The 25,311-nt window shown below is 44.9% G+C and carries 23 protein-coding genes and 1 riboswitch; of the genes, 14 read left to right on the top strand and 9 right to left on the bottom strand.

Annotated elements, in window-relative coordinates:
- Positions 1-11: 11 nt before the first annotated feature.
- On the top strand, positions 12-431 hold the full coding sequence (locus ACZIX4_RS12640; RefSeq protein WP_463336002.1) for a hypothetical protein: 420 nt from the start codon (positions 12-14) through the stop codon (positions 429-431).
- A 155-nt stretch (positions 432-586) separates the two neighbouring features.
- On the opposite strand, the gene ACZIX4_RS12635 is transcribed toward ACZIX4_RS12640, so the two are convergent.
- On the bottom strand, positions 587-1,552 hold the full coding sequence (locus ACZIX4_RS12635) for a DUF6602 domain-containing protein (protein WP_463336001.1): 966 nt from the start codon (positions 1,550-1,552) through the stop codon (positions 587-589).
- 203 nt (positions 1,553-1,755) lie between these two features.
- A riboswitch (SAM riboswitch) is annotated at positions 1,756-1,861 on the top strand.
- Between the two features lie 99 nt (positions 1,862-1,960).
- On the opposite strand from ACZIX4_RS12635, the gene ACZIX4_RS12630 reads away from it, so the two are divergent.
- The 4 genes from ACZIX4_RS12630 (at position 1,961) to metF (ending at position 7,077) form a co-directional block, all read left to right on the top strand.
- Positions 1,961-2,962 (top strand): homocysteine S-methyltransferase family protein, encoded by a 1,002-nt coding sequence (locus ACZIX4_RS12630; protein WP_463336000.1) that lies wholly within the window; start codon positions 1,961-1,963, stop codon positions 2,960-2,962.
- A 27-nt stretch (positions 2,963-2,989) separates the two neighbouring features.
- Positions 2,990-3,349 (top strand): four helix bundle protein, encoded by a 360-nt coding sequence (locus ACZIX4_RS12625; protein WP_463335999.1) that lies wholly within the window; start codon positions 2,990-2,992, stop codon positions 3,347-3,349.
- Positions 3,346-6,033 (top strand): methionine synthase, encoded by a 2,688-nt coding sequence (gene metH / locus ACZIX4_RS12620; protein WP_463335998.1) that lies wholly within the window; start codon positions 3,346-3,348, stop codon positions 6,031-6,033. The genes ACZIX4_RS12625 and metH overlap by 4 nt, the downstream gene beginning before the upstream one ends.
- A gap of 87 nt (positions 6,034-6,120) precedes the next feature.
- Complete coding sequence (metF, locus tag ACZIX4_RS12615) at positions 6,121-7,077, top strand: methylenetetrahydrofolate reductase [NAD(P)H] (protein WP_463335997.1); 957 nt, start codon at positions 6,121-6,123, stop codon at positions 7,075-7,077.
- A gap of 79 nt (positions 7,078-7,156) precedes the next feature.
- Here metF and ACZIX4_RS12610 read toward each other — a convergent pair whose 3' ends face one another.
- Positions 7,157-8,185, bottom strand: coding sequence for a hypothetical protein (locus ACZIX4_RS12610; RefSeq protein WP_463335996.1), 1,029 nt, complete (start codon positions 8,183-8,185; stop codon positions 7,157-7,159).
- A 135-nt stretch (positions 8,186-8,320) separates the two neighbouring features.
- On the opposite strand from ACZIX4_RS12610, the gene ACZIX4_RS12605 reads away from it, so the two are divergent.
- The 4 genes from ACZIX4_RS12605 to ACZIX4_RS12590 all read left to right on the top strand — a co-directional run bounded on the left by ACZIX4_RS12605 (position 8,321) and on the right by ACZIX4_RS12590 (position 13,015).
- Entirely contained in the window at positions 8,321-9,172 is an 852-nt protein-coding gene (locus tag ACZIX4_RS12605; protein ID WP_463335995.1) for a TlpA family protein disulfide reductase, read from the top strand.
- A gap of 61 nt (positions 9,173-9,233) precedes the next feature.
- The gene (locus ACZIX4_RS12600; protein WP_463335994.1) at positions 9,234-11,000 is read left to right on the top strand and encodes a T9SS type A sorting domain-containing protein; all 1,767 of its coding nucleotides are present in this window, start codon (positions 9,234-9,236) and stop codon (positions 10,998-11,000) included.
- Between the two features lie 91 nt (positions 11,001-11,091).
- On the top strand, positions 11,092-12,243 hold the full coding sequence (locus tag ACZIX4_RS12595) for an acyloxyacyl hydrolase (protein ID WP_463335993.1): 1,152 nt from the start codon (positions 11,092-11,094) through the stop codon (positions 12,241-12,243).
- 4 nt (positions 12,244-12,247) lie between these two features.
- Positions 12,248-13,015: a head GIN domain-containing protein gene (locus ACZIX4_RS12590; RefSeq protein ID WP_463335992.1), complete on the top strand. Its 768-nt coding sequence runs from the start codon at positions 12,248-12,250 to the stop codon at positions 13,013-13,015.
- 88 nt (positions 13,016-13,103) lie between these two features.
- Here ACZIX4_RS12590 and ACZIX4_RS12585 read toward each other — a convergent pair whose 3' ends face one another.
- From ACZIX4_RS12585 to ACZIX4_RS12555, 7 genes are all read right to left on the bottom strand, one after another.
- Complete coding sequence (locus tag ACZIX4_RS12585; protein ID WP_463335991.1) at positions 13,104-13,406, bottom strand: type II toxin-antitoxin system RelE/ParE family toxin; 303 nt, start codon at positions 13,404-13,406, stop codon at positions 13,104-13,106.
- Positions 13,390-13,626, bottom strand: a complete 237-nt coding sequence (locus ACZIX4_RS12580) for a hypothetical protein (protein ID WP_463335990.1) — start codon at positions 13,624-13,626, stop codon at positions 13,390-13,392. The genes ACZIX4_RS12585 and ACZIX4_RS12580 overlap by 17 nt, the downstream gene beginning before the upstream one ends.
- Positions 13,627-13,799: 173 nt before the next feature.
- Positions 13,800-14,705, bottom strand: a complete 906-nt coding sequence (gene gldA, locus ACZIX4_RS12575; RefSeq protein ID WP_463335989.1) for a gliding motility-associated ABC transporter ATP-binding subunit GldA — start codon at positions 14,703-14,705, stop codon at positions 13,800-13,802.
- Between the two features lie 46 nt (positions 14,706-14,751).
- Positions 14,752-17,505: a TonB-dependent receptor gene (locus ACZIX4_RS12570; protein WP_463335988.1), complete on the bottom strand. Its 2,754-nt coding sequence runs from the start codon at positions 17,503-17,505 to the stop codon at positions 14,752-14,754.
- A gap of 43 nt (positions 17,506-17,548) precedes the next feature.
- Entirely contained in the window at positions 17,549-18,427 is an 879-nt protein-coding gene (locus ACZIX4_RS12565) for a GLPGLI family protein (protein ID WP_463335987.1), read from the bottom strand.
- Between the two features lie 147 nt (positions 18,428-18,574).
- On the bottom strand, positions 18,575-19,810 hold the full coding sequence (locus ACZIX4_RS12560) for a hypothetical protein (protein WP_463335986.1): 1,236 nt from the start codon (positions 19,808-19,810) through the stop codon (positions 18,575-18,577).
- Entirely contained in the window at positions 19,800-21,128 is a 1,329-nt protein-coding gene (locus ACZIX4_RS12555) for a DUF4270 family protein (protein ID WP_463335985.1), read from the bottom strand. The genes ACZIX4_RS12560 and ACZIX4_RS12555 overlap by 11 nt, the downstream gene beginning before the upstream one ends.
- Before the next feature lie 232 nt (positions 21,129-21,360).
- Here ACZIX4_RS12555 and ACZIX4_RS12550 point away from each other — a divergent pair, with 232 nt between their 5' ends.
- Genes ACZIX4_RS12550 through ACZIX4_RS12530 form a run of 5 tightly spaced genes read left to right on the top strand, consistent with a single transcriptional unit; the run spans position 21,361 to position 25,302 of the window.
- Entirely contained in the window at positions 21,361-22,203 is an 843-nt protein-coding gene (locus ACZIX4_RS12550) for a DUF6268 family outer membrane beta-barrel protein (RefSeq protein ID WP_463335984.1), read from the top strand.
- A 10-nt stretch (positions 22,204-22,213) separates the two neighbouring features.
- On the top strand, positions 22,214-23,200 hold the full coding sequence (locus tag ACZIX4_RS12545; protein WP_463335983.1) for a Kelch repeat-containing protein: 987 nt from the start codon (positions 22,214-22,216) through the stop codon (positions 23,198-23,200).
- Positions 23,187-23,513, top strand: a complete 327-nt coding sequence (locus ACZIX4_RS12540; RefSeq protein ID WP_463335982.1) for a DUF4907 domain-containing protein — start codon at positions 23,187-23,189, stop codon at positions 23,511-23,513. The genes ACZIX4_RS12545 and ACZIX4_RS12540 overlap by 14 nt, the downstream gene beginning before the upstream one ends.
- A complete protein-coding gene (locus ACZIX4_RS12535) occupies positions 23,507-24,574 on the top strand; it encodes a sensor histidine kinase (protein WP_463335981.1) in 1,068 nt (355 codons plus the stop codon). Before ACZIX4_RS12540 ends, ACZIX4_RS12535 begins: the two co-directional genes overlap by 7 nt.
- Positions 24,574-25,302 (top strand): LytR/AlgR family response regulator transcription factor, encoded by a 729-nt coding sequence (locus ACZIX4_RS12530; RefSeq protein ID WP_463335980.1) that lies wholly within the window; start codon positions 24,574-24,576, stop codon positions 25,300-25,302. Before ACZIX4_RS12535 ends, ACZIX4_RS12530 begins: the two co-directional genes overlap by 1 nt.
- Positions 25,303-25,311: the final 9 nt, after the last annotated feature.

The raw sequence follows: 25,311 nt of genomic DNA, 5'->3' as shown, positions 1-25,311 counted from the left end.
ACTAACCCTCTATGCGTATACTATTTGCTGCACTACTGTTACTAACCTGCGCAGGGTGCGGTATGGGCAAATTGCTCCCCATAAACAAGGCATGCTATACCCGCGAAGAAATAGTACAACTATACCTGCAGGAAGCTAAGCGTATAGAAAAAGGCTACCCGTTTACACAAGATGAGGAGGTGTTTATCATTAAACTTAACAACATTACCCTTACGCACTTCAGGCCGGAAAACGCAACCGAAAAGAAGGCTTTAGGTAATTTCTTCAGTGCATTCCGCACTATTGAACACAAGCTTTTTGAGAAATATAATTTCGAATATATTTACCCCAGTTATGGTTCGCCATCGTATTCTAAGGAACTGGATTTAATGCTGAACCTGCCCGTACAACCCAGGGGAGAAAAAGACATTATTGTTATCTGTAAAGAATAGGGAGAATAATCAATCATATCATCAGGCACCTGCAACATACGAACTGGCAGTTGAGGAAGCAAAAACAGCTTAGGGCTGGTTTTGGAATTTATTACCCCTACTAAACACATAATGCTGAAAATTATACAGAAAAACTTTATTCAAATAGTAAAGATTTAAATATCTCTCTTTTCAATTCTGTCATAAATCTGCCCGAAATTCATTTTATCCTTAACTGAAGGTATTCCTTCTAAATAATTAATTAAATCAATAAAAAATCTTGTAAAGCTATTATGAGACCACATTAATTGCACTGCTATATTATCCTTAATTATACATGGAGCATACATTTTTGTAACAGAAAGTGTATTTTCCGAAGTTACATGCAAAGACGCACCTACAAATTGCTCAGTTATTTGTAGATTACCTAATTTATCAACATATATATTCAAGTCATCCAAAGGTTTACATAAAGCGCTGTCTAGGTTTTTTTTGTCATTATCATCAGAATTAAATAAATTAATTTGCCCTGAAGCATCTTCATCCACACTATTCCTTAAAACCAAACTACTTTTGTATCCTACAACTCCCGTTGCTTTGACAAACTCCTCTAAAATTATAGTATTATTTTGTAAGTCATTACCAATTTCTGCAAAAATTGAATAGCAACTAAAACTCTCAGGAAGATATCCATAAAACTCATTAAGCTCTTGTAATTTTTCTATTGAACTTATAATGCTTTTTTTGGTAAAAGAAGCTTTGACCTCAATAACCGCTTTAACATATTTTGCTGGAATTGCTTTTTTTGATCCATTTGGAGAATTATCACTATTATCTTCCAACCAAAGCACTGGAGCTTCTAACTGGTTATAAATTATAATATCGAAATGCCTTAACATATACGAACCCACAACAATATCTGGTATGATATAACCCGATGTAACACCATATTTTTTGGGTAAAAAACTTCCTAACCATTCACGTATTTTAGCCTCAAGCGCTACACCATGAGATGTTCGAACAGGATTATTTACATTCAATTTCTTTAAACGATCATATTCATTTAAAATTCCTGTTCTATTTTCCCAAAACTGACGCCAACCAAATGTTCCAAAACATTTTTCATTAATATCTTTTTTCATATGTTCCAATTTTAAAAATATAAGCCCTAAGACACATTCTATTACAAACCTGACAATATCTTAATTACATCTTAAAGACTAAAACGATTGTTTTAATCTTTTTATAAATTTAACAAAAACATGCAAACTAACATCCAAAACTAATATTTGCTTTCTACAAATCTATATATTACTTTTGCAGTGTTCTTTAACACAATTGCAACATGTTATCACGAAAGGTGGAGGGATTAGACCCGATGAAACCTTAGCAACCCTTTCCCTGTAAAGAAGGTGCTACATTCTACCAAGTAAAACGCGGATAGATAACAGAAACGGAATTTACCCTCCCTTCTACCCCACCTGATGACATAATTTTTAGAAACAAATTTTAAGTGCCAATGGCAACTTGAAACTTTAAACCTGAAACTAATGTTACCTATACACGACGCGCTGGCTAAACGCATTTTGATACTTGACGGAGCCATGGGAACCATGCTGCAGCGCCATAGTTTTACCGAGGAAGATTTTCGCGGCGAACGCTTTAAGGATTTCCCGCACCCGCTTAAGGGCAATAACGACCTGCTGACCCTCACCCAGCCCGAGGCCATTAAAGACGTGCACCGCCAGTACTTTGCTGCCGGAGCCGACATTGTGGAAACCAATACCTTTAGTGGCACCACCATAGGCATGGCCGATTACCACATGGAAGACCTTGTGTATGAGCTGAACTATGAGTCGGCACGCCTCGCGAGGGAAGTTGCCGATGAATTTACCGCTGCCAACCCCGACAGGCCACGTTTTGTAGCCGGTTCTATAGGTCCTACCAACCGTACCGCCAGCATGAGTCCCGATGTGAACGACCCGGGCTACCGCGCCGTAACCTTTGACGACCTTCGCATCGCCTACAAAGAGCAGGTAAAGGCGTTGATTGATGGCGGCTCAGACATACTTTTGGTGGAAACCATTTTTGATACGCTTAACGCAAAGGCAGCGCTTTTTGCCATAGAGGAAGTTAAGGATGAACTGGGCCTTGACATTCCCATTATGGTGAGCGGAACTATTACTGATGCTTCGGGGCGTACCCTGAGCGGACAAACGGTAGAAGCATTCCTGATTTCGATTTCGCATATACCGTTATTAAGTGTTGGGTTTAACTGCGCTTTGGGCGCCGACCAGCTGAAACCTTACCTGAAACGTTTGGCGCACAATACACAGTTCAGCGTTTCGGCACACCCGAATGCCGGATTGCCAAACGCCTTTGGGCAATACGACCAGACTCCCGAAGAAATGCAGGTACTCATCAGGGAATACCTTGACGACAACCTTATTAATATAATTGGCGGCTGTTGTGGCACCACGCCGGATCACATCCGTTTGATTGCTGAAGTAGCGTCTGAATATGAACCCAGAAAGTTGTTGGTTGTTGGTTGATAGTTGTTGGACAGAACGTGAACTTATATGGTATATACGAACTTAGATGTTTGGGTTGAGGCAAGAAAACTGACCAATGTCCTTTACACAATAACAAAACAATTTCCGAAGGAAGAAATATACGGGCTAACAAACCAAATGAGGAGGTGTGCTGTATCAGTACCTTCAAATATAGCTGAAGGATGTGGTAGGCAAACCACCAAAGAAACGATACATTTCCTCCATATTGCCAGAGGATCTTTATTTGAACTTGAAACACAATGTTATTTGGCTTTAGACCAAAAATATTTAAATGAAAAAGAATTTGAAGAGCTTATTGGATTAATTCAATCATGCAAAAGGCTTTTAAATGGTTTTATTAATTATTACAAGAAGATGCAGGCATGAGTGAAGTTACCAATAACCAACAACCAACAACCAACAACCGTTATTTACGCTTGTCTGGTTTAGAACCCCTTATCGTTACCCCCGAAAGTAACTTTATAAACGTGGGCGAACGTACTAATGTTACGGGTTCGCGTAAATTCCTACGTTTAATCAAAGAAGAAAAATACGAAGAAGCACTCGATATTGCCCGTGCGCAGGTTGAAGGCGGCGCGCAGATTATCGACGTGAATATGGACGAGGGAATGCTGGATGGCGTGTATGCCATGACCAAGTTCCTGAATCTGATAGCCAGTGAGCCGGACATAGCCCGTGTACCGCTGATGATAGACAGCTCTAAATGGGAAATCATTGAGGCAGGGCTTAAAGTGGCACAGGGCAAGAGCGTGGTGAACTCCATCAGCCTTAAAGAGGGTGAGGAATTGTTTATAGACCACGCTAAAAAGATAAAACGCTACGGTGCGGCGGCCATTATCATGGCATTTGATGAAACCGGCCAGGCCGACACCTACGAACGTCGTATAGAAATTTGCAAGCGCAGTTACGATATATTGGTCGACAAAGTGGGCTTCCCGCCGGAAGACATTATTTTCGACCCGAATATTTTCCCCGTAGCTACGGGTATGGAAGAACACCGCCGCAATGCGATTGACTTCTTTCTGGCTACCAAATGGATACGTACCAACCTTCCACACGCCCACGTAAGCGGCGGGGTGAGTAACGTATCGTTCTCCTTTAGGGGTAACGACAGGGTTCGCGAGGCCATGCACTCGGCATTCCTGTACCACGCCATACAGCACGGTATGGACATGGGTATTGTAAACCCCGAGATGATTGAGGTATACGACAACGTAGATAAAGACCTCATGGAGCATGTAGAAGACGTGCTTTTGGATCGTCGCGATGATGCTACCGAACGCCTTTTGGCTTTCGCCGAAAATGTAAAGGGCGATGTAAAAACTACCGAAAAACAGGCACAGGAATGGCGCGCGCTGCCGGTACAGGAGCGACTTACCCACGCGTTGGTTAAGGGTATCGATGAGTTTATTGAAACCGATGTGGAAGAAGCACGCCTTGCTGCCGCCAAACCAATTGAGGTAATTGAAATCAACCTTATGGCGGGCATGAACGTGGTGGGCGACCTGTTTGGTTCGGGTAAAATGTTCCTGCCGCAGGTGGTGAAGTCGGCACGTGTAATGAAAAAGGCGGTGGCGTATCTTTTACCTTTCATCGAAGAAGAAAAAGATGGCAAATCATCAAGCGCCGGTAAGGTGCTTATGGCAACTGTAAAAGGCGACGTGCACGACATCGGAAAGAACATCGTATCGGTAGTACTGGCCTGTAATAACTTTGAAATCATAGACCTGGGTGTAATGGTTCCGCCCGAAAAAATTATAGAAACCGCCGTTAAGGAACAGGTAGACATTATAGGATTGAGTGGGCTGATAACGCCTTCGCTTGACGAAATGGTGTACCTGGCTAAGGAGCTTGAACGCCTTAACATCAACATACCGGTAATGATAGGTGGCGCTACTACCAGCCGCGCCCACACCGCCGTGAAAATTGCCCCTGAATATGGCGACACCGTGGTACACGTTAACGATGCCAGCCGCGCCGTTACTGTTGCCGGAAGCCTGATTAGCACTACCGTAAAAGCTGATTATGCCAAATCCATCCGCGAAGAATATGACAAGTTGCGCGAGGGTTACCTGAACCGTACCCGCGAAAAAGACTTTTTAAGCATAGCCGACGCGCGTGCGAATAAATACAAAATTGATTGGGAAGCTTTTACGCCATTTGAGCCGAAACAATTAGGTGTGCAAACCATTTACCCTAAGCTGGAGGAACTGGAACCCTATATTGACTGGACACCGTTTTTCCAGACGTGGGATTTGCACGGCAAGTACCCTGCGATACTAACCGATGATGTAGTGGGCGAACAGGCACAATCATTATTTGCCGATGCACAAAAAATGCTGAAACAAATCGTAGACGAAAACTGGTTTGAGGCCAAGGGTATTTTTGGGGTTTTCAAAGCGAATACGGTGAATGATGATGATATACAGTTAAGCCCTGAGGGCCTTTTCCTAACGCTTCGCCAACAATCACAAAAAACCAAAGGTGCTCCAAACATCGCATTAGCAGATTTTGTTGCCCCGGTTGAAAGCGGCAAGCAGGATTATATGGGTGCGTTTTGCGTTACTACCGGTTTTGGGGTAGACGAAAAAGCTGCCGAATTTGAAAAGGAACACGACGATTACAATTCAATTATGGCTAAGGCGCTGGGCGACCGTTTCGCGGAAGCCTTTGCCGAATACCTGCACGAACGTGTACGTAAGGAGTTTTGGGGTTATGCTAACGAAGAGCACCTAAGCAATGCCGAACTGATTAAGGAACAGTACGAAGGCATACGCCCGGCACCGGGTTACCCTGCATGCCCCGACCATTTGGAGAAAAACACCATTTGGGAGGTGCTGGATGTAGAAAAACAAATAGGTGTGAAACTTACCGAGAGCCTTGCCATGTGGCCGGCCGCATCGGTATCGGGGTATTATTTTGCGAACCCGCAGAGTAAATACTTTGGACTTGGAAAGATAAAAGCCGACCAGGTGGAAGACTACGCCAAACGAAGAAATGTAAGTATAGAAACAGCTAATAAATGGCTGAATCCTAATATAGCAGATTAAAAAGTATTCAGTTTTCAGTGGCAGTAGGCAGTTCCTCCCAGAACTGTGAAACCAACTTGAAACCTGAAACTTTAAACTAAAACAATAATGAAAGTAACCGAACATATAGAGAACGCGCAGGGCAAAACCCAGTTTTCATTTGAGATACTGCCACCGCTTAAGGGGCAAAACATACAGTCTATTTTTGATGGCATAGACCCGCTTATGGAGTTTAACCCACCATTTATAGACGTTACCTACCACCGTGAGGAGTACGATTACAAGGAGCTACCGAGCGGCCTGCTGGAACGCCGCGTGGTGAAGAAACGCCCCGGCACTGTGGGTATCTGTTCGGCAATACAAAATAAGTACCAGGTAGATGCCATTCCGCACATACTGTGCGGCGGGTTTTCTAAGGAAGATACCGAGAACTTTCTTATCGACCTTGACTTCCTGGGCATACAAAACGTGGTAGCACTACGTGGCGATGCCGTGAAAAACGAAACCTACTTCCGTCCCGAAAAAGACGGGCATAACTATGCCACCGAACTGGTTTCGCAGATCGTGAACCTTAACAACGGCGTGTACCTTGACGATGAGTTACAAAACTCGGCAGCGACAAACTTTTGCATCGGAGTGGCGGGTTACCCCGAAAAGCACATGGAGGCCCCAAGCCTGGACAGCGACATCCATTACCTGAAGCAAAAAATACGAAACGGCGCCCAGTACATTGTTACCCAGCTATTCTTTGACAACCAGAAGTTTTTCGACTTTGTAGCCAAATGCCGCAAGGAGGGTATTACGGTACCTATCATCCCGGGGTTGAAGCCCATTGCCACCAAAAAACACCTTAATACCATTCCGCACCGCTTTAGCGTTGACCTTCCGGACGAGCTGATTATGGAGGTGGTTAAGGCCAAAGACAATGCCGCCGTAAAACAGGTGGGCATAGAATGGTGCATTGCACAAAGCAAGGAGCTGGTTAAGGCCGGTATACCGGTGCTGCACTATTACAGCATGGGTAAAGCAGAAAACATCAAAGCGATAGCTAAGGAGATTTTTTAGATTATTGGATTGTTAGACATTTGGATTGTTAGATTGTTGGATTGGTTCGATGGTCTGACACAATATTATAAACCGGGCACTAATTAGTGTCCGGTTTATAATTTAGTATTGCTGCTTTTTGTGGTTCGGAAAGGCTTTCCCACCATTCGCTTAAAATTTTTCCGGCTGTTTTAAGAGTGTAAAAATATAGCTTACCGTTTTTATAGCCATATGCTACTTTCGCACCCAGGCTACTATAATTAACAGTATTGCGCGGAGCAATCCTCATATCCCTTAAAAATTTACTAATCTCCACCGTTCGCGCACCTTCAGTAACATTGTGTTTTGACAATTCCTGCTTAAATAGTTCGTTTTCAACAACTATTTGCCCGGGGAATGTATGTTGAAACAGCATCAAAAATTTCTTCCTATAATCGTCAAATTTCTTAGTGCCCGGGTCAGTAGTTTCATCAATTGTAACCGTTAATCCTCCTATATCTTTGGGAATCTGATTATTTATTGGCACTCCTGGAATTTCGTACCGCTTCATTGCATTAACCATTGCCCAAAGAATATCTTTATTTTTCTGTTTTGAAAGCGCCTTAAAAAGAAAAGGAAGATCAGACTGCCAAGGATCACGCATCAGCAGTTCCATCACATCAACGGCATAATCCTTATCTTGTAGTAACCCTAACAGAGCTATCCGCGCGTTCGGATTCACAAATTTTTCATAGAACCTCCCTGCAATTTCTCTGTTTATTCCAATAAGATGTAGTGTATATATTGCGCCTATTTTACCATTTTCGGTTTTCGCCGACTTAAAAAGTTTTATCAGTTCAGGTATTGCATCATCATTGTATGAGGCAATAGAAAACATATCTTGCGTGTAACCAATCCAATAGGCTTTACCGGTTTCTTCAAACTCCCACTTACCATCCAGCCGGTTTATCAATGTTTGGACAGGAGTTATAGTATCAGGGGTAATTAATATCCCCCCTCCTTCAACAGCTAAAACATTTTGGCGACCGCTTGGTGCCCTGTCTACTACCTGAGCATTGAGCAAATTACCCGTAAATAACAAAAGTAAAATAAAAACAGGATGAATTATTCTTTTGAAGATTGAGCGCATAGCTTTCTGTAGGTTTTGGTTAGGAAATTAAAATAATAACGCTAAAAGCAATAATTTTATTTGCCAGTAGTTAAAGGCATAATAAACCGTGTACTTTTCTGTTTTTACAGCATACCCTAAACCAATTATTACACCATGAAAAAACTATCCCTATTGCTGCTGTTATTTAGCAGTACAGCACTTTTTGCTCAAAATTTTTCTTTTTTACCGGCTTCTGCCAGAAAAGAAAAAAAACATGAGTTTACAGAATACCTCAACAATTTCCCCCAAAGCAAACACGACAGCATTTACTACACCATAAAACGCCTGAAAGATGACGGTACGCCTTATACACGCCCTTATGCCGATTCTATTTTTAAGGCAAAAACCAAAGATGCCTCGTATTACACCATAAAATCGTTCCGTGATACCATAACCAACGATTTCTACGAAATACTGCACAAACGCAGCGATGAGGAGGTAAAAGCCGATAACAAGTATTGGAACAAATACTTTAAAGATGACGACAAGAACCGGAAACAACTAAGGCGCTCCTCTGTAAACAACCTTGTTATGACCGACATACAGGGTAACCAATATACTTCTGAAAGCCTGCAAGGGAAGATAATTATACTCGATTTTTGGTTTACAACCTGTGCACCCTGCATACAGGAAATGCCCGAACTGAATAAAATCCGTGAGGAATTTGGCACCGATGAAGTAGCTTATTTCGGGGTTACGTTTAGTGAAAAAGAAAAAGTGGAAAAATTCCTGAAAAGTGTAAAATACGATTACACCATTGTAGCCGACAGTAAAGAAATGTGCGATAAATTCAGCATCAAGTTTTACCCTACAACACTTGTCATTGACAAAAAAGGAAAAATAGTGTACACCGGTGAGTTAATGGGCATGAAAGACAAACCGAAAGACATACGTAAACTGCTGAAGAAACTTACCTCGGGTAAAAAAACAAAAATTACCGCAGGCCCTATAGAAAAGCAGGAGTAACTATATGCTGTTTTACCTAATAAAGCTTTACATTGCGGTGCAAACCTTTTAACCGCTTAGCATGAAGAAAATTACAACCTGCTTACTTGCACTACTGGGCATTTCGTTTACCAATGCCCAAATTGCCGACTGGAGTAACGCCACCGGCAATGAAGATTTAACCAGCGCCTCGAAACTACGCACAGACAGCCAGGGCAACACCTACATTGCCGGTCCCTTTAGGGGTACGGTACAGTTTGACCCCAATTCAAATGACTATACCACCACCGGTGCACAATATGGCGATGTTTATCTTGAAAAATTTGACCCGGACGGCAACTTCCTGTGGGCACGTTTCTGGAAAAGCCCATTAGATCAGGAACTGCCGTTCCTGGAAATTGATTCGCAGGACAACCTGTACTTTGCTTCCACTTTTAAGGAGTCTATAGACCTGGATCCCGGCGATGCCACACAGATTGTAAACGGGGGGCCGAACCAGCCCACTACCTACATTGTAAAACTAAACGCAGATGGCGAATACATAAGCGGCAAAGCCTATGAAGTAGCTACAGATAATTATATAGAGCTCTACTCTATGACCATAGACAGCAGTGACAATATTGTTATTGCAGGCCGCTTTTACGGTAACCTGGATTTCGATTTTTCTGAAGAAGGCAGCAATGTGCTTTCTGTAAACTGGGAAAACTATTTTATGAGCAAATATGATTCCGGCCTGGGCCTTGTTTGGGCTAAGAATTTTAACGTACCGCTGGGCAGCATGCTCATATGCAACGTTATGAAAGCCGATAGCAATAATAACATCTACGTTGGCGCCGGATTTGCAGGGCCGCTTGACTTGGATCCGGGTACGGCAGTGGCACAGTTTGAAAGTTCAGACCTTAACGATTTTGACCTTGCCCTTATAAAATTTGACCCGGACGGTAATTACCTGTGGGGACGCACCGCCATAGATGAAGAAGACAACACCTCTATAGGCGGGCCAAACGAGGGTATAGCATCTATTGCCATAGACAGCAATAATGAGGTTTACTTTACCGGATTATTTAAAAATACCATAAACCTTGAACCTGAAGCAGGCAGCGAAGGGCTAACCCTTACAGGCGATTCTGTGATACCTGAAAACTATGGGTATACCCACAACATGGTGTGCAAAATAACTGCCGACGGGCAGATGGTATGGGCGCGCGTAGCCGGTGGGGCAAACTACAGTAGTATAGGCGGGGTATTGTACTTTAACAGTGACAACCTGCTTACATTTAACGACAATGACGAATTGTTTTACGGGCTTGGATTTTTCGGTACGTACAGCTTTAGCATTGGCGAAGAAACGCAATCGTATACTACAGAGGGAAACGCTTTTTCCCTGCAACAGTTAGACCCGCAAAACGGCAATGTAATAACATCGCAGTTTTATAGCATCAATGGTGGCTCTACACAGATAGGCGACCTTCAGGCTGCAAACGGCACGCTGTATGCTTGCGGAGGTTTTTTAGGCACCTTTACTATAGATACCGAAAATGTGCTAACATCAAGTAGCTTCTCGGGTACCGGCTGGACCGTTAAGTTTAACGCAGGCACCACACTTTCTGCCACCGCACCGCAAAAAGACACATCGTTCATATACCCTAACCCTGCCACTGATTATGTAATCCTTGAAAATGGTGCAAAAAACTACACCATAACCGACCTTACCGGCAAGGTTATAAAAAAAGGAGATAATTTAATCCCGGGAGAGCGGATAAACCTTAACGGCATAAGCGCCGGCTTGTACATGGTACAGGTTTACGGCAACGGCAGTGCCACAGCACACAAGCTTATCATTAAATAACATTTAAACCATATTAAGAATCAAGCCCGGATGAATATTCCGGGCTTGTTATTTTCATTTAACCCTGATTTAAGCAAATATTTACCGCAAGATGGACAGGCAGAAAATCATTTCTGCTATATTTGGCGCATTAACCAATGAAATGAGGCGGATACATTTGTTTTTGCTGTTTTTTTCGTGCCTAATGGCTGCCCAGGAACAACCTGAAGGCGGCTACAGCGTGGACGCAAACTACTTTTACGGCAATATAGTACCGCACCGCAAAAGCATACAGCACCTTATTACCGCCCACCCGGAGGGCATGGTCATCAGCCTGAATAAAAAAACGTTTGGCAACCACGAATGGGAATCGGCCTATAACTTCCCCGACGTTGGTATATCGTTCCACTACCAGGACATGAAGAACGAGGCGCTGGGCGAAATGTATGGCCTGTACGGGCATTATAGCTTTTATTTTCTTAACCGCAACCTTATGTTCCGCATCGGGCAGGGTGCAGCTTATAATACCAATCCTTACGATAAGGAAACCAACTACCGCAACTACGCGTATGGTGCCCACCTGATGCCGTCTACCTACTTTATGCTGAACTACAAAAAGGAGGATATTGTGCAAAACGTCGGGCTGCAGGCGGGGCTTATCTTTATACACCACAGCAATGCCAGTATGAAGTCGCCCAACACCAGCACCAATACTTTTGCGGTGAATGTAGGGCTTAATTATACCTTCGACAAACAAGACGGGAATGTACGTAGGACAATGGCATATGACACCATCATAAACTACAAGCAGCCCGTACATTTCAACTTTGTGTTCCGTGGCGGGATTAACCAAAGCGATGTCATTGGCAGCAAGCAATACCCTTACTATGCCTTTAGCGCCTATGCAGACAAACGCATCAGCCGTAAAAGCGGGTTCCAGTTTGGAGCGGAGTTTTTCATCCCGAAATACCTGAAAGAGTACATCCACTATATGTCCGTTGCCTACCCTGAAACGCCTACCAACCCAAATACTGACTACCACAAAGTAGGGTTGTTCGGCGGGTACGAATTGTACATCAACCGCATGTCGCTCGAAGGCCAAGTTGGGTATTATGTATACGAACCGTATAAAAGCACGGGCAGCCTGTACCAGCGCCTGAGCGCAAAATACTATTTCTGCAAGAACATCTTTGGCGGCATTGGCCTGAAAACACACGGTGCCAAGGCAGAGGTAATGGAGTTTAGTGTGGGGTATAGAATTTAGAATTATGAATTGGAAATTACGAATTACGAATTATACCTTTAGCATAATAGCCTGCCTGTTCATAGGCATAGTGGTGTCGTGCAACAGCGATGGTGCGCAGGAGTGTTTCAGGAGTATGGACGATACGGTGAGTTATACCATTGCTGTGCCGGAGTTCAGCAGTATTAATGTATCGCCGGGGATAGAGCTGGTCATTGCCGAAGGCGATACACAAAGCGTAAGCGTGCAAACCGGGGCCAACCTGAAAGAATACATAACCGCTGAAGTGATTGATGGCAAATTATACCTTACCAATGCTAACAACTGTAATTGGGTACGTAAGTACAACAGCACTACCATAACGGTTACTACACCAAACCTCAACCAGATATACACTGCCACGCAGTTTACCATACGTTCGGCAGGTACACTGCATTTCCCTGATCTCTCGGTACAGTCGGGTATTTTTAGCGAAACGGCTTCGGGGTTGGTTAGCCTTGATTTGGATTGCCAGAATTTTACCGTAGAAGACAACCAGAACCTGGATTGTTTTATCACCGGAAACGTAGAAAACCTCAACGTTAACTTCTATGCCGGCGATGCCCGTTTTGACGGTAGCGGGCTTGATGCCACTAACGTAAAGGTATTCCATCGTAGCAGCAACGATATTAGGGTACAGGCCAGCCAGCAGGTTACCGGCACACTCTACTCTACCGGGAATTTAGTATTGCTGAACCATCCTCCTGTAGTAGACGTTGATAGGAAGTATACTGGGAAAGTGGTATATGAATAGGGTTATTCGGTGATGCGGTGATTTGGTTATTCGTGATGTAGCGGAGTTTTCCATTCCGAATGCAGCGTAGCGAAATTGAGGAATATACTTAAATGCTTTTCTTTTTGGGATTTTGCCTGTTAGAAAAAAATGAAAGAATAGAAACAACTTCTCCCTCTAACCTATAGTATAAGGTATTGTATTTTTTGACAATTGCACGATGCACATTTTTATTCGTCTCAGAAACAGGGAACAAGTCAGGATTCGCAGCAATTAATACTAATGTATGTTCAATAGCTATAGCAAGGTTTTTAATTTCTTTTTCTGTCCAATGCTGTTCCATGTAATGAATTGTATCCTGCAATTCCGAAAGGGCATGGTCAGTCCATGAAATCTTATAACCACTTTTCATATAGTTTCCTTACTTCACTGTGTGGAGTTAACCTTCCCGCATCTGCATCTTCAATGCCTTTTTCAATAGATTTTTTTTCTTCTTCAGAAATAGCATCCCACCAATCGCCTTGATTTTTACGCAAATCTGCAATCTTATTTATAAGATCCATATCTTCCAATGTAGAAAGCCATTGTATAAGCTCAAGCTTCTTTCTTTCAATCTGCATTTCAACTGCCATAACCTTATACTTTAGTTAGTCTTCCAAATATACAAAATTTGCACCAGAATTATATTAGCTTAGCACTTCTCATCCTCCCCTTTTTCGGGAACGGAAATTTCGGGGCTTTCGCCTTTATCCTTGTCTTTTTCTATTTCTTCAACCCACCAGGGCAACGGTACGCCGCACATGGGTTACTTCTTTTTGGTCATTTCGCGGAAAACGCTTTCCAGGTTCTTATTCTTCAGGCTCAGCTGTAGTGTTTTCAGGCTGTTATCGTGTGCAAAGTCAAACACCACAGGGCGCATATCGTCACCTGAACTAAAGGTAAGTTCCCAAAGGTTGCCTTTAGTGTTTTTTACATTGGCGATATTCGGCAGGGCTTGGAGCAGGGCAGCATCTACAGCGGTGTCAAACTCTACCTCTATCACTTGCTCTACGCTGGTTTCCTTAACCAGGTTCTTCAGTTTCTTATCGGTTACAATCTTGCCGTGGTTAATGATGATTACGCGGTCGCATATCGCCTCTACCTCCTGCATGATATGCGTACTCAGGAATACGGTTTTATCTTTACCAATGTTCTTAATCAGGTCGCGTATCTCCACAAGCTGGTTCGGGTCGAGGCCTGTTGTCGGCTCGTCTAAAATAAGTACTTCAGGGTCGTGCAGCAGTGCACAGGCAAGACCCACACGCTGGCGGTACCCTTTACTAAGCGCACCTATTTTTTTATGTGCTTCAGGCGTAAGGCCGGTAAGCTGTATTACTTCCTCTATGCGGTTTTTGTTTACGTGGTATACATCGGCATTAAAGGCAAGGTATTCGCGTACGTAAAGGTCCAGGTACAGCGGGTTGTGCTCGGGCAGGTAACCTACCGATTTCTGCACCGCTTTTTGCTGGGCAGCCACATCGCTTCCGTTTACGCTGGCCTCGCCGCTATCGGCAGCAAGGTAGGTGGTAAGTATCTTCATCAGGGTACTTTTACCGGCGCCGTTTGGCCCCAGGAAACCCACAATCTCACCTTTGTTTACCGAAAACGAAACCGCATCGAGCGCCTTCTGCTCGCCGTAGCTTTTTGTTATCCCTTTTACCTCAATAGACATAGTAACCGAATGTTTTGCACAAAAATACTAATAAAACCCGGTTATGCTATATGATATTGTATTTAACCGTAAATAACAGATAACGTGGTTGTACCCTGTACCTGGAAATACGGGTACTGAACTGGTTAAAGCTGTCATCGTTAAGCGAAGTAGTATTAAGCAGGTTGGTACCGCTTACCTTAAATTCCCATATCTTGTTCCTTGTAAGGTACATGGCACCGGCATTAAGGAAATCGTACTCGTTATCGCTGGTACGGGTGTTGTTATAGTAGTGGTTGTACGTATAATCTGCCGTAAGGGTTATGTTATTCAGCAGCAGGTAGTCCATACGGGCATACGGGCTGTGGGTATAGGTTTTGTTACCGGTGTAGCTGTTTATGGCTACGGTGTACCCCAGTTCCAGGTTTGGCCATTCCTTAAATATGGTGCCCAGGCTGCCGGTGTAGCTTTGTGTAAACTGCTCGGTTACCTGGCGTAGTGCGTTGTCCATGGTTACCTCATCTTCTACGGAGCTATCTGCCCTGAAGTTGTTGTAACGGTTCCAACTCAAATTGGCGTTTACCGATGCCTTGTAGAAACGCTCGAACGTACGGTTGTAACCCGCCATACCGCTTACTATTTCATCGGCAAAGTTAGAATTCTCTACCGTGCTTACCTGGTTGATACCGCTATAGGCTGCAAGGGTTTTAATATCGTTTACCCTTTTGCTATAGCTTAGGTTGGCAAAAATCTGCGTAAAGTTGAACATCACGTACCTGAAGTAGTTCAGGTTGTGCGTTTGGTAGGTAGCGCTTTCCAGGTTGCGGCTACCGCGGAACAGCGAACTGTAATTGTTCAGCACCAGGCCACGGGCAAATTTAGAGATGTCGCTAAACTCGTTTGTCATAGTATAGGTATACAACAGGCGCTCTGAGTTTTTTATCTGGTACATTGCGTACACATCGGGCAATACCCTGTAAAAATTATTGCTTACCGAAGTACCCAGCTGGTCGTTATTCATGGTAAAGCTGTGCACGCTTACACCGGGGTTAAAGGTAAACTTACCGGTTATAAACTTGTAGTGCAGCCCCAGGAACACATCGTTAAAGGCGTAACGTACATTGTTCTTGCTGTTGTTGTCAAGATTATCCATCTCTCCCGAATCCAGTATCTGGAACAGGTTACTGTTAAACTGCTGGTACGAATACGTATCGCCCAACGTAAGGTTAATGTTGGCCTTTGGCGTAAGCAGGTAATACCAGTCGGCCTTGGCATCGGTTTTATTGGTAATTACAAGCTGCCTCTGGTTCAGGTTGTACAGGCTGGCATCGGCAAGGTTCAGGTTAAGCGTCTGGTCGCCGGTTTCACTGCCGGGGAACGGATTGTATTCCAGCACCGCTTTATAAAACGGGTCTTCTTCCTGGTACAGGTGCTGCCCCTCAAAAGAGAACACATTCTTATCGTCTGCCGTGTAGTACAGGTTCAGGTTTTGGTTAAACGAAAAAGGCGTCTGGTCCTTAGCCGTACTGATGTCCTGGCTCTGGTCGGTTTGCGGGCTTACCGTACTCATCAGCTGTGTATCCTCGCCCTGCTTTGATATTTTAAAGAACCCGTCGTAATCAAACTGGAAACGCGTACTCGGCTTATAGCTCGAACTAAGCTTTACCAGGCTGAAATCGCTGCGCTGCAATGTGCGCTCTTTGGTTTCCTGCACGGTCTGGGTTTCCAGTGTCACCGGGTCAAGGATGGTGTTACGGCTTTCGGTCTGTAATTCGTTCCTGCCGGAATTGATTATGGCAAAACCACTCAGGCTCCACGCCTTAGTAGGGTTATAGCTGAAGTTGGCTGCCCCGAACTTGGTTTCTATATTCTTGGCCCTGTTATTGCGCAGCAGCGAAATACCCAGGTTGTTAGAACTCACGTTAAAATTGGTACCGCCCTTTTTCATGAAGTTGCGGAAACCACCCGTCATCTTAAAGTAATCCTGCATGGTAAGCGGCAGCTCACCAGTGTTGTTGAAGTTACTGATGAGGTTAACGCTGTACAGCGGGCTGTAGTAAAACAGTTTCGGGTTCAGTATATAGCGTCCACCATCGCCGTAGCCGCCACCTGCGGTAAGGTCGCCAAACCAGAAATTCTTTTTGCCGTCCTTCAGCTTGATGTTCATGGCCACGTTTTCCTCGTTGTTTACCAGGCCTTTCATCTGGCCCACTTCATTGTAGTTGCGCAGTACCTCAACTTTATCCAGTGCATCAGCGGGGATGTTCTTTACGCCAAGCTTGGTATCGCCGTCAAAGAAATCCTTGCCCTCCACCATAAGCTTGGTTACGGTTTTGCCTTCCACCTTTACGTTACCGTCGCTGTCTACCTCTACGCCGGGCAGTTTTTTCAGCACGTCTTCCAGCTTGCGTTCGGTGCCGTTTGTAAACGAATCAGAGTTGTATACCAGCGTATCGCCTTTAACTGATACCGGCATTTCGTGTACAATTTCCAGTTCCTTAAGCTGCACGCCTGCTGTCAGGGTAACGTTCTTTACGATGTTGGCAGATTCGGTAGTTACCGTTTCCTCAAAAGTGTTGTAGCCTATAAAGCTGGCTTTAATACCGTAGGTGGTATTGGGCTTCAGGTTCAGCACAAAACGGCCTTTTTCGTCGGTAATGGCGTAAGAATCCATGGCATTGGTAGCCTTATTTACCGCCATAATGTTGGCCATTTCCAGCGCGGTACCGGTAGAGTCTTTTATGGTACCTTCAAATTTTACGGTTTGCGAATGGGCCGCTGCACACAATAGCAGTACCAGCCCAAAGAATAACTTCTTCATGCGATAGTGGTTGAAAAGAAATAATAAGGTGTTTTTAAACAGGTTACATACGTGGAGGCCTGCCACCACCAGGGCCACCCGGGCCACCCATCTGGCGCATTTCTTCCATTTTCTTGGTTACAACCTCTTCGTATTGTGCCTGTGTAACCTTACTGCCTGTGGTAGGCTTCTTTATAACAGCTTTCTCTTTGGGGTTCAGTACAATCTTACTGCACAGTACAGTCGTTTTGCCGTCGCTCACTTCAAGTATAAGGCCCGGCAGCCCCCAGTAGTTAGATGGCCCTGTGCTTACAGGAATGTCAGGCGTGTACCATGCGGTAATGGCAACTTCCTTGGGCATTTCCATGCTGTCCATAAAGTTAGTGGTCTTGTTTTCTGTTTTAGCCGGTTCGCTGCCTTCGGCCTTTTTGGCTGCTTCCTTTTTAGGACGCATGTTACGGAAATCAGATTTATCGGTAGGTACCATAGCCGTAGCCTTGTAGCAGGTGTAGTCGCCTATTTTTTTGGTTTCGGCTTCCAGCACCCATTTTATTTTCGGCAGTGTATCGTCTATAAGGAACTCCTTGCCCATGATTTCTTTTTCCATGGCAAAGCGCTTTTCCTTAATGTTCTTGTAGTGCTTGCCGCCACCGCCCATAAAACTCGCCATCATGCGCATGCCGCCGTTATCGCCGGGTGCATCCAGTTTTTCTTCTTCCAGGTAGGTGCTTTCAGAACGGTTAAAGGTAAGGATGAATGTTTTTTCGAGCGCTTTCTTCATACGCTCTTTTATCTGCTTCTCCATTTCGGGAGTAATGTTCCTGTCTCCTTTCGGGAAGTCCGGCGCCGTGGTTTTCGACTCGTACGTCGCCACACCCTGGAAATCCTGGGCCGATGCCGCCATGGCAAAAAGGCTTATAATAAAGGCACTTATTTTTTTCATTACTGTTGCTTTTGCTGTTAGATTACAAAACCCGTGTTTTGTTACACAGTTTGCTTATATTTTTTCAAAAGTAGCCAAAATTACGCTTTAAGGGCGGGCAAAGTAGGTGAACAGGGCAAATACGGCTGCGAACGTACGTCGCCTTTTTTACTCGTACTTACGCCTCAGGAACCAAAGGTCTTCCAGGCTGATATTCACGGTAAAAGCATGGTAGTTTTCCTGCAGCAGCCGCGACGACACCAACCCACGCTGCCCGTAGCTGTATGATATATTAAGGAACGACTTTCGCCCGCCCAGCGGCACCCCTACCCCTGTGGTAAGGGCCATGTTTTGCACACGGGTACCGTCTACCTCCAGATAGCCGTTGTCCATATTGCAACCCAGGCGGTACTGGAACCTTTCAAAGTACGATGGCCTTACCTTAACAGTAGAATACATAACCCCCGCCCCGAAAAAATCGGAATCTACAAAACGGCCCAGGTTGTCTGCCATATCGGTGGCATTCCAAAACGTGTGCTTGTAATCGGCATTAAAGGTGAAGCTTTTCAGGGTGTATTTAATACCCGCACCGGCTTCCAGCGGCAGCTTAAAGCCCGCTATCTTGGTACTCTCCAGTATCTCTGTGCCCTGTATTTCATTTACCTGTGTCGCTACATTACGGTCTTTAGTCCCTTTAAGGTAGGCGGGCGAGTTTACCACTGCCGCCAGGGTAAGCTTATCATTTACCTTATACTGTGTACCCAGGCCAAAACGGAAACCCGAATAATGGCTTTCAGACGTCACGGCAAGGTAGTCTGTGCCAATGGCTATCTGCTCTGATTCGGTTATTTTACCAAAGTAATAGTTTGTCACCACCCCTAGGTTAAGCTTAGGGGTAATGCGGTAACCGTAATTAAAAGCGGCATTGTTAAGCCCGCCCGAACCGGTAATGTATGATGCATAGCTTTCCTGCGAACCCTCTATGGTTGTGGTAAGCCCCCTGAGGGTATACCCCACGTCTGAATACGGCGAAAGCGACACCCCTATAGCCGACTTAGACGTTACCGCCGTAGAAAAGCTGATGCTGGAAAAACTGGTAGTAACATTTTTACCGGTATCGTCGCTGCTTATGTGCTCTGTCTGGTCGCCTTTTATGCCAATATCAAACAGGAATGAGTTCTTCGGTACCTCGGCAAACGCTGCGGGGTTAAGGTTGTTTATGGCATTTTCTCCCGAAAGGGCCATACCGCTTTTGCCCAGTGCATTTGTAATACCGCTGTTTACCTCGTTAAAACGCCCCACCCCGAATAAGGAATACGGTGAACTCGTTTGGTTATTGGTTTGTGCCACAACCGGCAGGCTTATAGTGAGCAGCAGGCATGCCCATGCTGTTTTATTCGTCATAAATAGTGTAAGTTAATTGCAGGCGTGATTTGTAATTGCTGTTGTTTTCGCCGTTTAGTACCATACGCTCGGTACGTGCATTATACCCTTTCGGGAAAAACACCAGGCCATAATTAATATATTCGCTATACAATAGCGATCGTTTTATAAAAGTAGTTACCGGCGCCACCAGGTATACCTCGTTATTCTCTACATCGGTTTTGTCTATATAGGCCACAGCGGCATTACCGGCATCATCGGTAAGCTGCATTACCAGGTCATTGTTCTGGTCGGCTATGTATACGTATACCGAATCGGGCAGGTAACGCTGCTTATCGTAGTAGGCCCTGTTCAGCTTTATCTTCAGGTTGGCTTTAAAAACCTCACCGTTATCATCGTTTACCGTATAAATATTGCGTAGCGAAGGGAAGGTAACCTTAGTGACAATCCCCGTTCCCGACTGTATGAACGAAAGGTTGTTTGTAGCCGAAGAGGGCAGCTCGTCTTCCTGCCCGCCCAGTGCCGAAAGCAGCGTACCGCCACGGTCGGCCTCTATATGGTTAAAAAATTTTGGCGTAGTGGTGCTGTAGTATACAAAGTCATAATACTCACTTTCATCGTTAGTGGTATCGTCATCAAACGAATAATAGAACCTTAAATAGCATTTGCTCATGTTAAACCCTATAATCGATGCATCCTCGCTATCGCCCGGGGCAATTTTCAACCCCTTAAAATAATCGTTCAGCTCATCGGCATCGTTTATATCGTTGTGCTGTATTTTTTCAAACAGGTTCAGGCCAAAGCTATCATTCAGCCTAACGGTAACTGAGTCTTTACTGATGTAAGGTGTAAAGGTTTTGGTACCCAAAACCTCATCTGATGCTGCTATAGACGAGGTATTGTAAAAACCGTCGTCAGTGCTTTTATACCGCAGTGTTTTGGTAAGCTGGTGTACGTTTATGGTTTTTGTAGCCAGGGTATCGTTATAATAAAAACCATCGTACTGCAGGTTCAGCACTATGCTGTCAAACACCGCATCGCTGTCTACATAATACTGTGCCGGTACAAAATTGGCATATCCGGTAGATTTTACCGTACCGAAGTAAGGGTCGTTATAGCGGCCTACCAGCAGGCGGCTATCGGTACTGCTTCCAATGCTGTCGTAGCGGAAGGTAGACATCTTTACCGAAAAGGTGTCTATCTGTATCACCTTAATATTGCTTTGGGTAAAATCGCCCGAGGTACCCAGGGCATCATAAAGCCCGTCATGAGAGCACGACAAAAACGGCAGCAGACACGCCAGGCCGAAAATAATTAAAAAGCGGGGTATGCTATACATGGTTCATTATTAAGTATTGCCGCCAAATGTAACAGGGCGGCATACCCCGTAAAAAACATATAGATACTCTGCCGTTTTTCAACTACCAATACCCCTATTTTACCTATCGTTTGCCTCCCGGCCTGCTTATCGATTAAAAAGGCTGGTTTGTCTGTTAAAAAAGCCTGTCCATATATTTCATGCTAAGCCGTAGTGCATTAACCTATACGTTTGCCCCCAAACCCTTACAAGCATGTTTAAGTTTTTAGCGGTATTGCTTTGCGTGGCCTGTGTAGCCACCGCCCAGGAAACCGGCAGTACGCTCAGTTATAATTACAGTTCGGTTTACAGTAAAGATGCCACGTCGCTCATACAGCACAATGCCGGATATAAATATGAAAATGGTAACCTTACCCTTACAGCAGGCGTAACAGCCTACGGTATGGACTATGGCAGCAACGAAGATATTAATATCCACAGCGTGCAAAACATTACTGCCATACAGGTAGGCGCAGCATACAGCTACCCGCTTACCGATACATGGAAGGTAACCGGTGAGTTTACACCCCAGCTGGTTTCTAACCTTAAAGATGTAGGCATAAAAGACCTGTACCCCGACTTTTTTGCGGGCTTTACCTATAAACCCGGAAGCGGTAGTGAAAGCACACTTACCTTCGGGGCGGGCTATAAGGGCTATTTTGGCAAATACAGGTTTATGCCGGTAATCAACTATTCGGGCAGGCTGGGTGGCAAAACGTACTTTAACCTGGGTATACCTGCCACATGGGTAGGCTATAAATTTAACGACAGCCACAGCCTGAAGGCCATAGTAGCATCGGGCGGGTTTTACAGCCGCATTACCGGCAGCGATGCCGTTTATATAGAAAACAACACCCGCGCGCAGGCTATAGAAATGATAAATGTAAACGCAGGGCTGGAATACGGCTTTGCCTCGGGCAGGGAATGGACGGCTATAGTACGCGGCGGTTACAGCCTGTACAACAAGCTGTACATACCCTATGCAAACAATGAGCACAACCTCGGCTTTAAGGAAAATGTGTACCTCTCTGCCGGGTTTAAATACAATTTAAAATAATAATAACACTATGAAAAAACTTTTCAGGAAAAGAAACACCTGTATGATACTGGGCCTGGCACTTGCAGGCCTGCTCGCCACGGCCTGCGGCAGTGACGATGATACCACGCTGGGCAACTGGGTAACCGGCACCGTGTTTGACGGCGCACCACGCAGCAGCGCCATAGCATTTACTATAGGTAACTACGGCTATGCCGGTACCGGCTATGATGGCGATGACTACCTTAACGATTTTTGGCGCTATAACATAGACGGCGGCTACTGGGAACAGCTTCAGGATTTCCCGGGCGCGGCACGCAGCTCTGCGGCGGCATTTACCATAGGCACTAACGGCTATGTGGGCACGGGCTATGACGGCATTAACTACCTGAAAGATTTTTACAAATACGATACCGCACTGGGTACGTGGACAACCGCTGCCGAATACCAGGGCACAGCACGCAGGGGCGCTATAGGCTTCAGCAGCAGTACTAACGGTTATTTAGGCACCGGGTATGACACTACCGGAGATAAAAAAGACTTCTTTAAATACGACCCGGTTGCAGACAGCTGGACGGAAATATACGGCTTCGGCGGAAACAAAAGGCACGATGGTTCGTCGTTTACCATAGGCAGCCTTGTATACATGGGCTTTGGATCTGCCAACGATATTAACCAAAAAGATTTCTGGGTATTTGATACCGCCAGCGAAGCCTGGACACGCCTTCGCGACCTGGATTATAAAGACAGCTATTCGCTTACACGTACCAGCGCTACAACATTTGCCATAGGCAATTATGGCTACGTAAGCGGTGGCGACAAGGCATCGGCATGGGAGTATAACCCGCTTACCGACCTATGGGAAGAAAAAACACAGTTTGAAGGTGCATCGCGCCAGGATGCCATAGCCATATACAATGGCGAACGTGCTTTTATAGCACTGGGCAAATACGGTAACAGCTACTATGACGACATGTGGGAATTTAAACCATTCGAAAAGAAGGATGACGACGATTAGGATTTTTAAATTGTATTCTATATGCTTTATTGCCGCAGCGTTTGTATTGCTTAGCTGCGGCCCAGGTGCTGAGCCAAACCTGCAGGGTAGCGTATACCCTGCGGGCAATGGCTTTGGCTATACCATAAAAGCAAACGGAAAACTGCTGATAAAGCAGGGCGTAATACCTGCCGTAAAGGGCAACCACCCTTTTTGCGACAGTACAGATGCGGCCAAAGTATGCGATAAGGTAATGGAAAAAATAAAGCAGCGGAAAGCCCCCTATATAACCCAGGAAGAACTAAAGCAACTTAAGATAAAAACAAAATGCTGAAAAAGGCTTATAACAGCATCCCCGGAAAACTGCGCCTGTATGCCGTACACATACTGCTATGGCTGCTGCTGCTGTTTTTCCCCGTGGCCGATTTTATAAAATGGCACGAAATGCTGCCCGCATCCTTTTTTGTAAAGATGCTGTTTTGCGTTGCTATCTTTTATATTAATTACCTGATACTGGTACCCGAGCTGCTCCTAAAAAAACGCGGGCTGCTGTATGTACTGGCCATGATAGCGATTATAGCATTATTCTCATATATATTTTCTGCTTACGAAGGGCCTGCACCCTACCACCTGAGGGATGCCGTGATGAGGCTGAAGCACGGGCCTGCGCCTAATTTTGGCAACGAGCCTCCCATGAAGCCGCGTTTCCATTTTTTTCCGAACGTGGTAATGTTTACACTGCACATACTTATGAGTGCAGTACTGAAAATATACGAAGAATGGAACGTAAGCTACAAAAAACAGAAGGAAGCCGAAACCGAACAGAAAACGTCGGAACTCAACTTCCTGAAGGCACAGCTGAACCCGCACTTCTTTTTTAATTCGCTGAATACGATTTATTCGCTTTCCATAAAAAAATCGGACAGCACGCCACAGGCCGTACTGAACCTGGCCGACCTGATGCGCTACATGCTCTATGAAACCGATAAGGAAAAGGTGCGCCTTACCGACGAGCTTTCGTATATAGAAAGCTATATAGAGCTGCAAAAGCTGCGCCTTACCCCAAACAATACCGTACACTATGAGGTTAATGGCAACCCGCACGGCATAAGCCTGCCGCCGCTGTTGTTTATCTGCTTTATAGAAAACGCGTTTAAGCACGGGGTAAGCACATCGCACGGATGCGACATCAGTATAAAATTTACCATAACCCACAATGAAATACAAATGCTGGCCGTTAACGACATTAACCGCCAGGCATTTAAAGACGCCACGCCGGGGCTGGGCATAGACAACACCCTGAAGCGTATAAAACTGTATTTCCCTGACAGTTATAAGCTGAACAAATATATTGAAGACAATAAATTTTATGTAGACCTGTCACTGCAAATTTAATGGAGATAAAAACCGTTATTATAGATGACGAACCGCTGGCTATAGAGGTAATACAAAATTACTGCAATACCCTGCCCGAAATAAGCGTGCTTAAAACCTTTACAAGCCCTGTGGAAGCACTGGGCTTTATCCATAAGAATAATGTAGACCTGGTGTTCCTGGACATACAGATGCCGCAGCTTTCGGGGCTGGAATTTATAGACACGCTGGCCTACCGCCCCATGGTTATTTTTACCACGGCCTACCCGCAGTATGCCGTAGACGGTTTTGAGCTGGAAGCAGTAGACTACCTGGTAAAACCCATATCGTACAAGCGGTTCCTTAAGGCATTCAACAAGCTGAATACCGTTAAGGAAGAGCCTGCCGTACCCGTACTTCCCGCAATACCCACCACCACTGCCCTGCCCGCCGCCGAAGACAACTTTGTTTTTGTAAAGGCAGAATATGGCAGCGTAAAGCTGTTCATTTCAGAAATTACCTACATAGAAGGGCTTAAAGATTACCTGAAGATAAACCTCAGTAACGGCAAATACATCCTCACCCTGTCTAACTTTAAGACCCTGCTGGAAAAGCTACCCGAAAAACTGTTTATACGTGTGCACAACTCTTACGCTGTAAACCTTACCTATGTAGATTCGGTGCAGCGAAACAGGATACTGATAAACAACATGCGCATCCCCATAAGCGAGTCGTACAAAAAGCCGTTTTTCGACCGGCTGAAGCTGTAGTTTTACTAC

The organism is Flavobacterium niveum, assembly GCF_055231775.1.
This window is presented reverse-complemented; position numbering and strand designations above follow the sequence as displayed.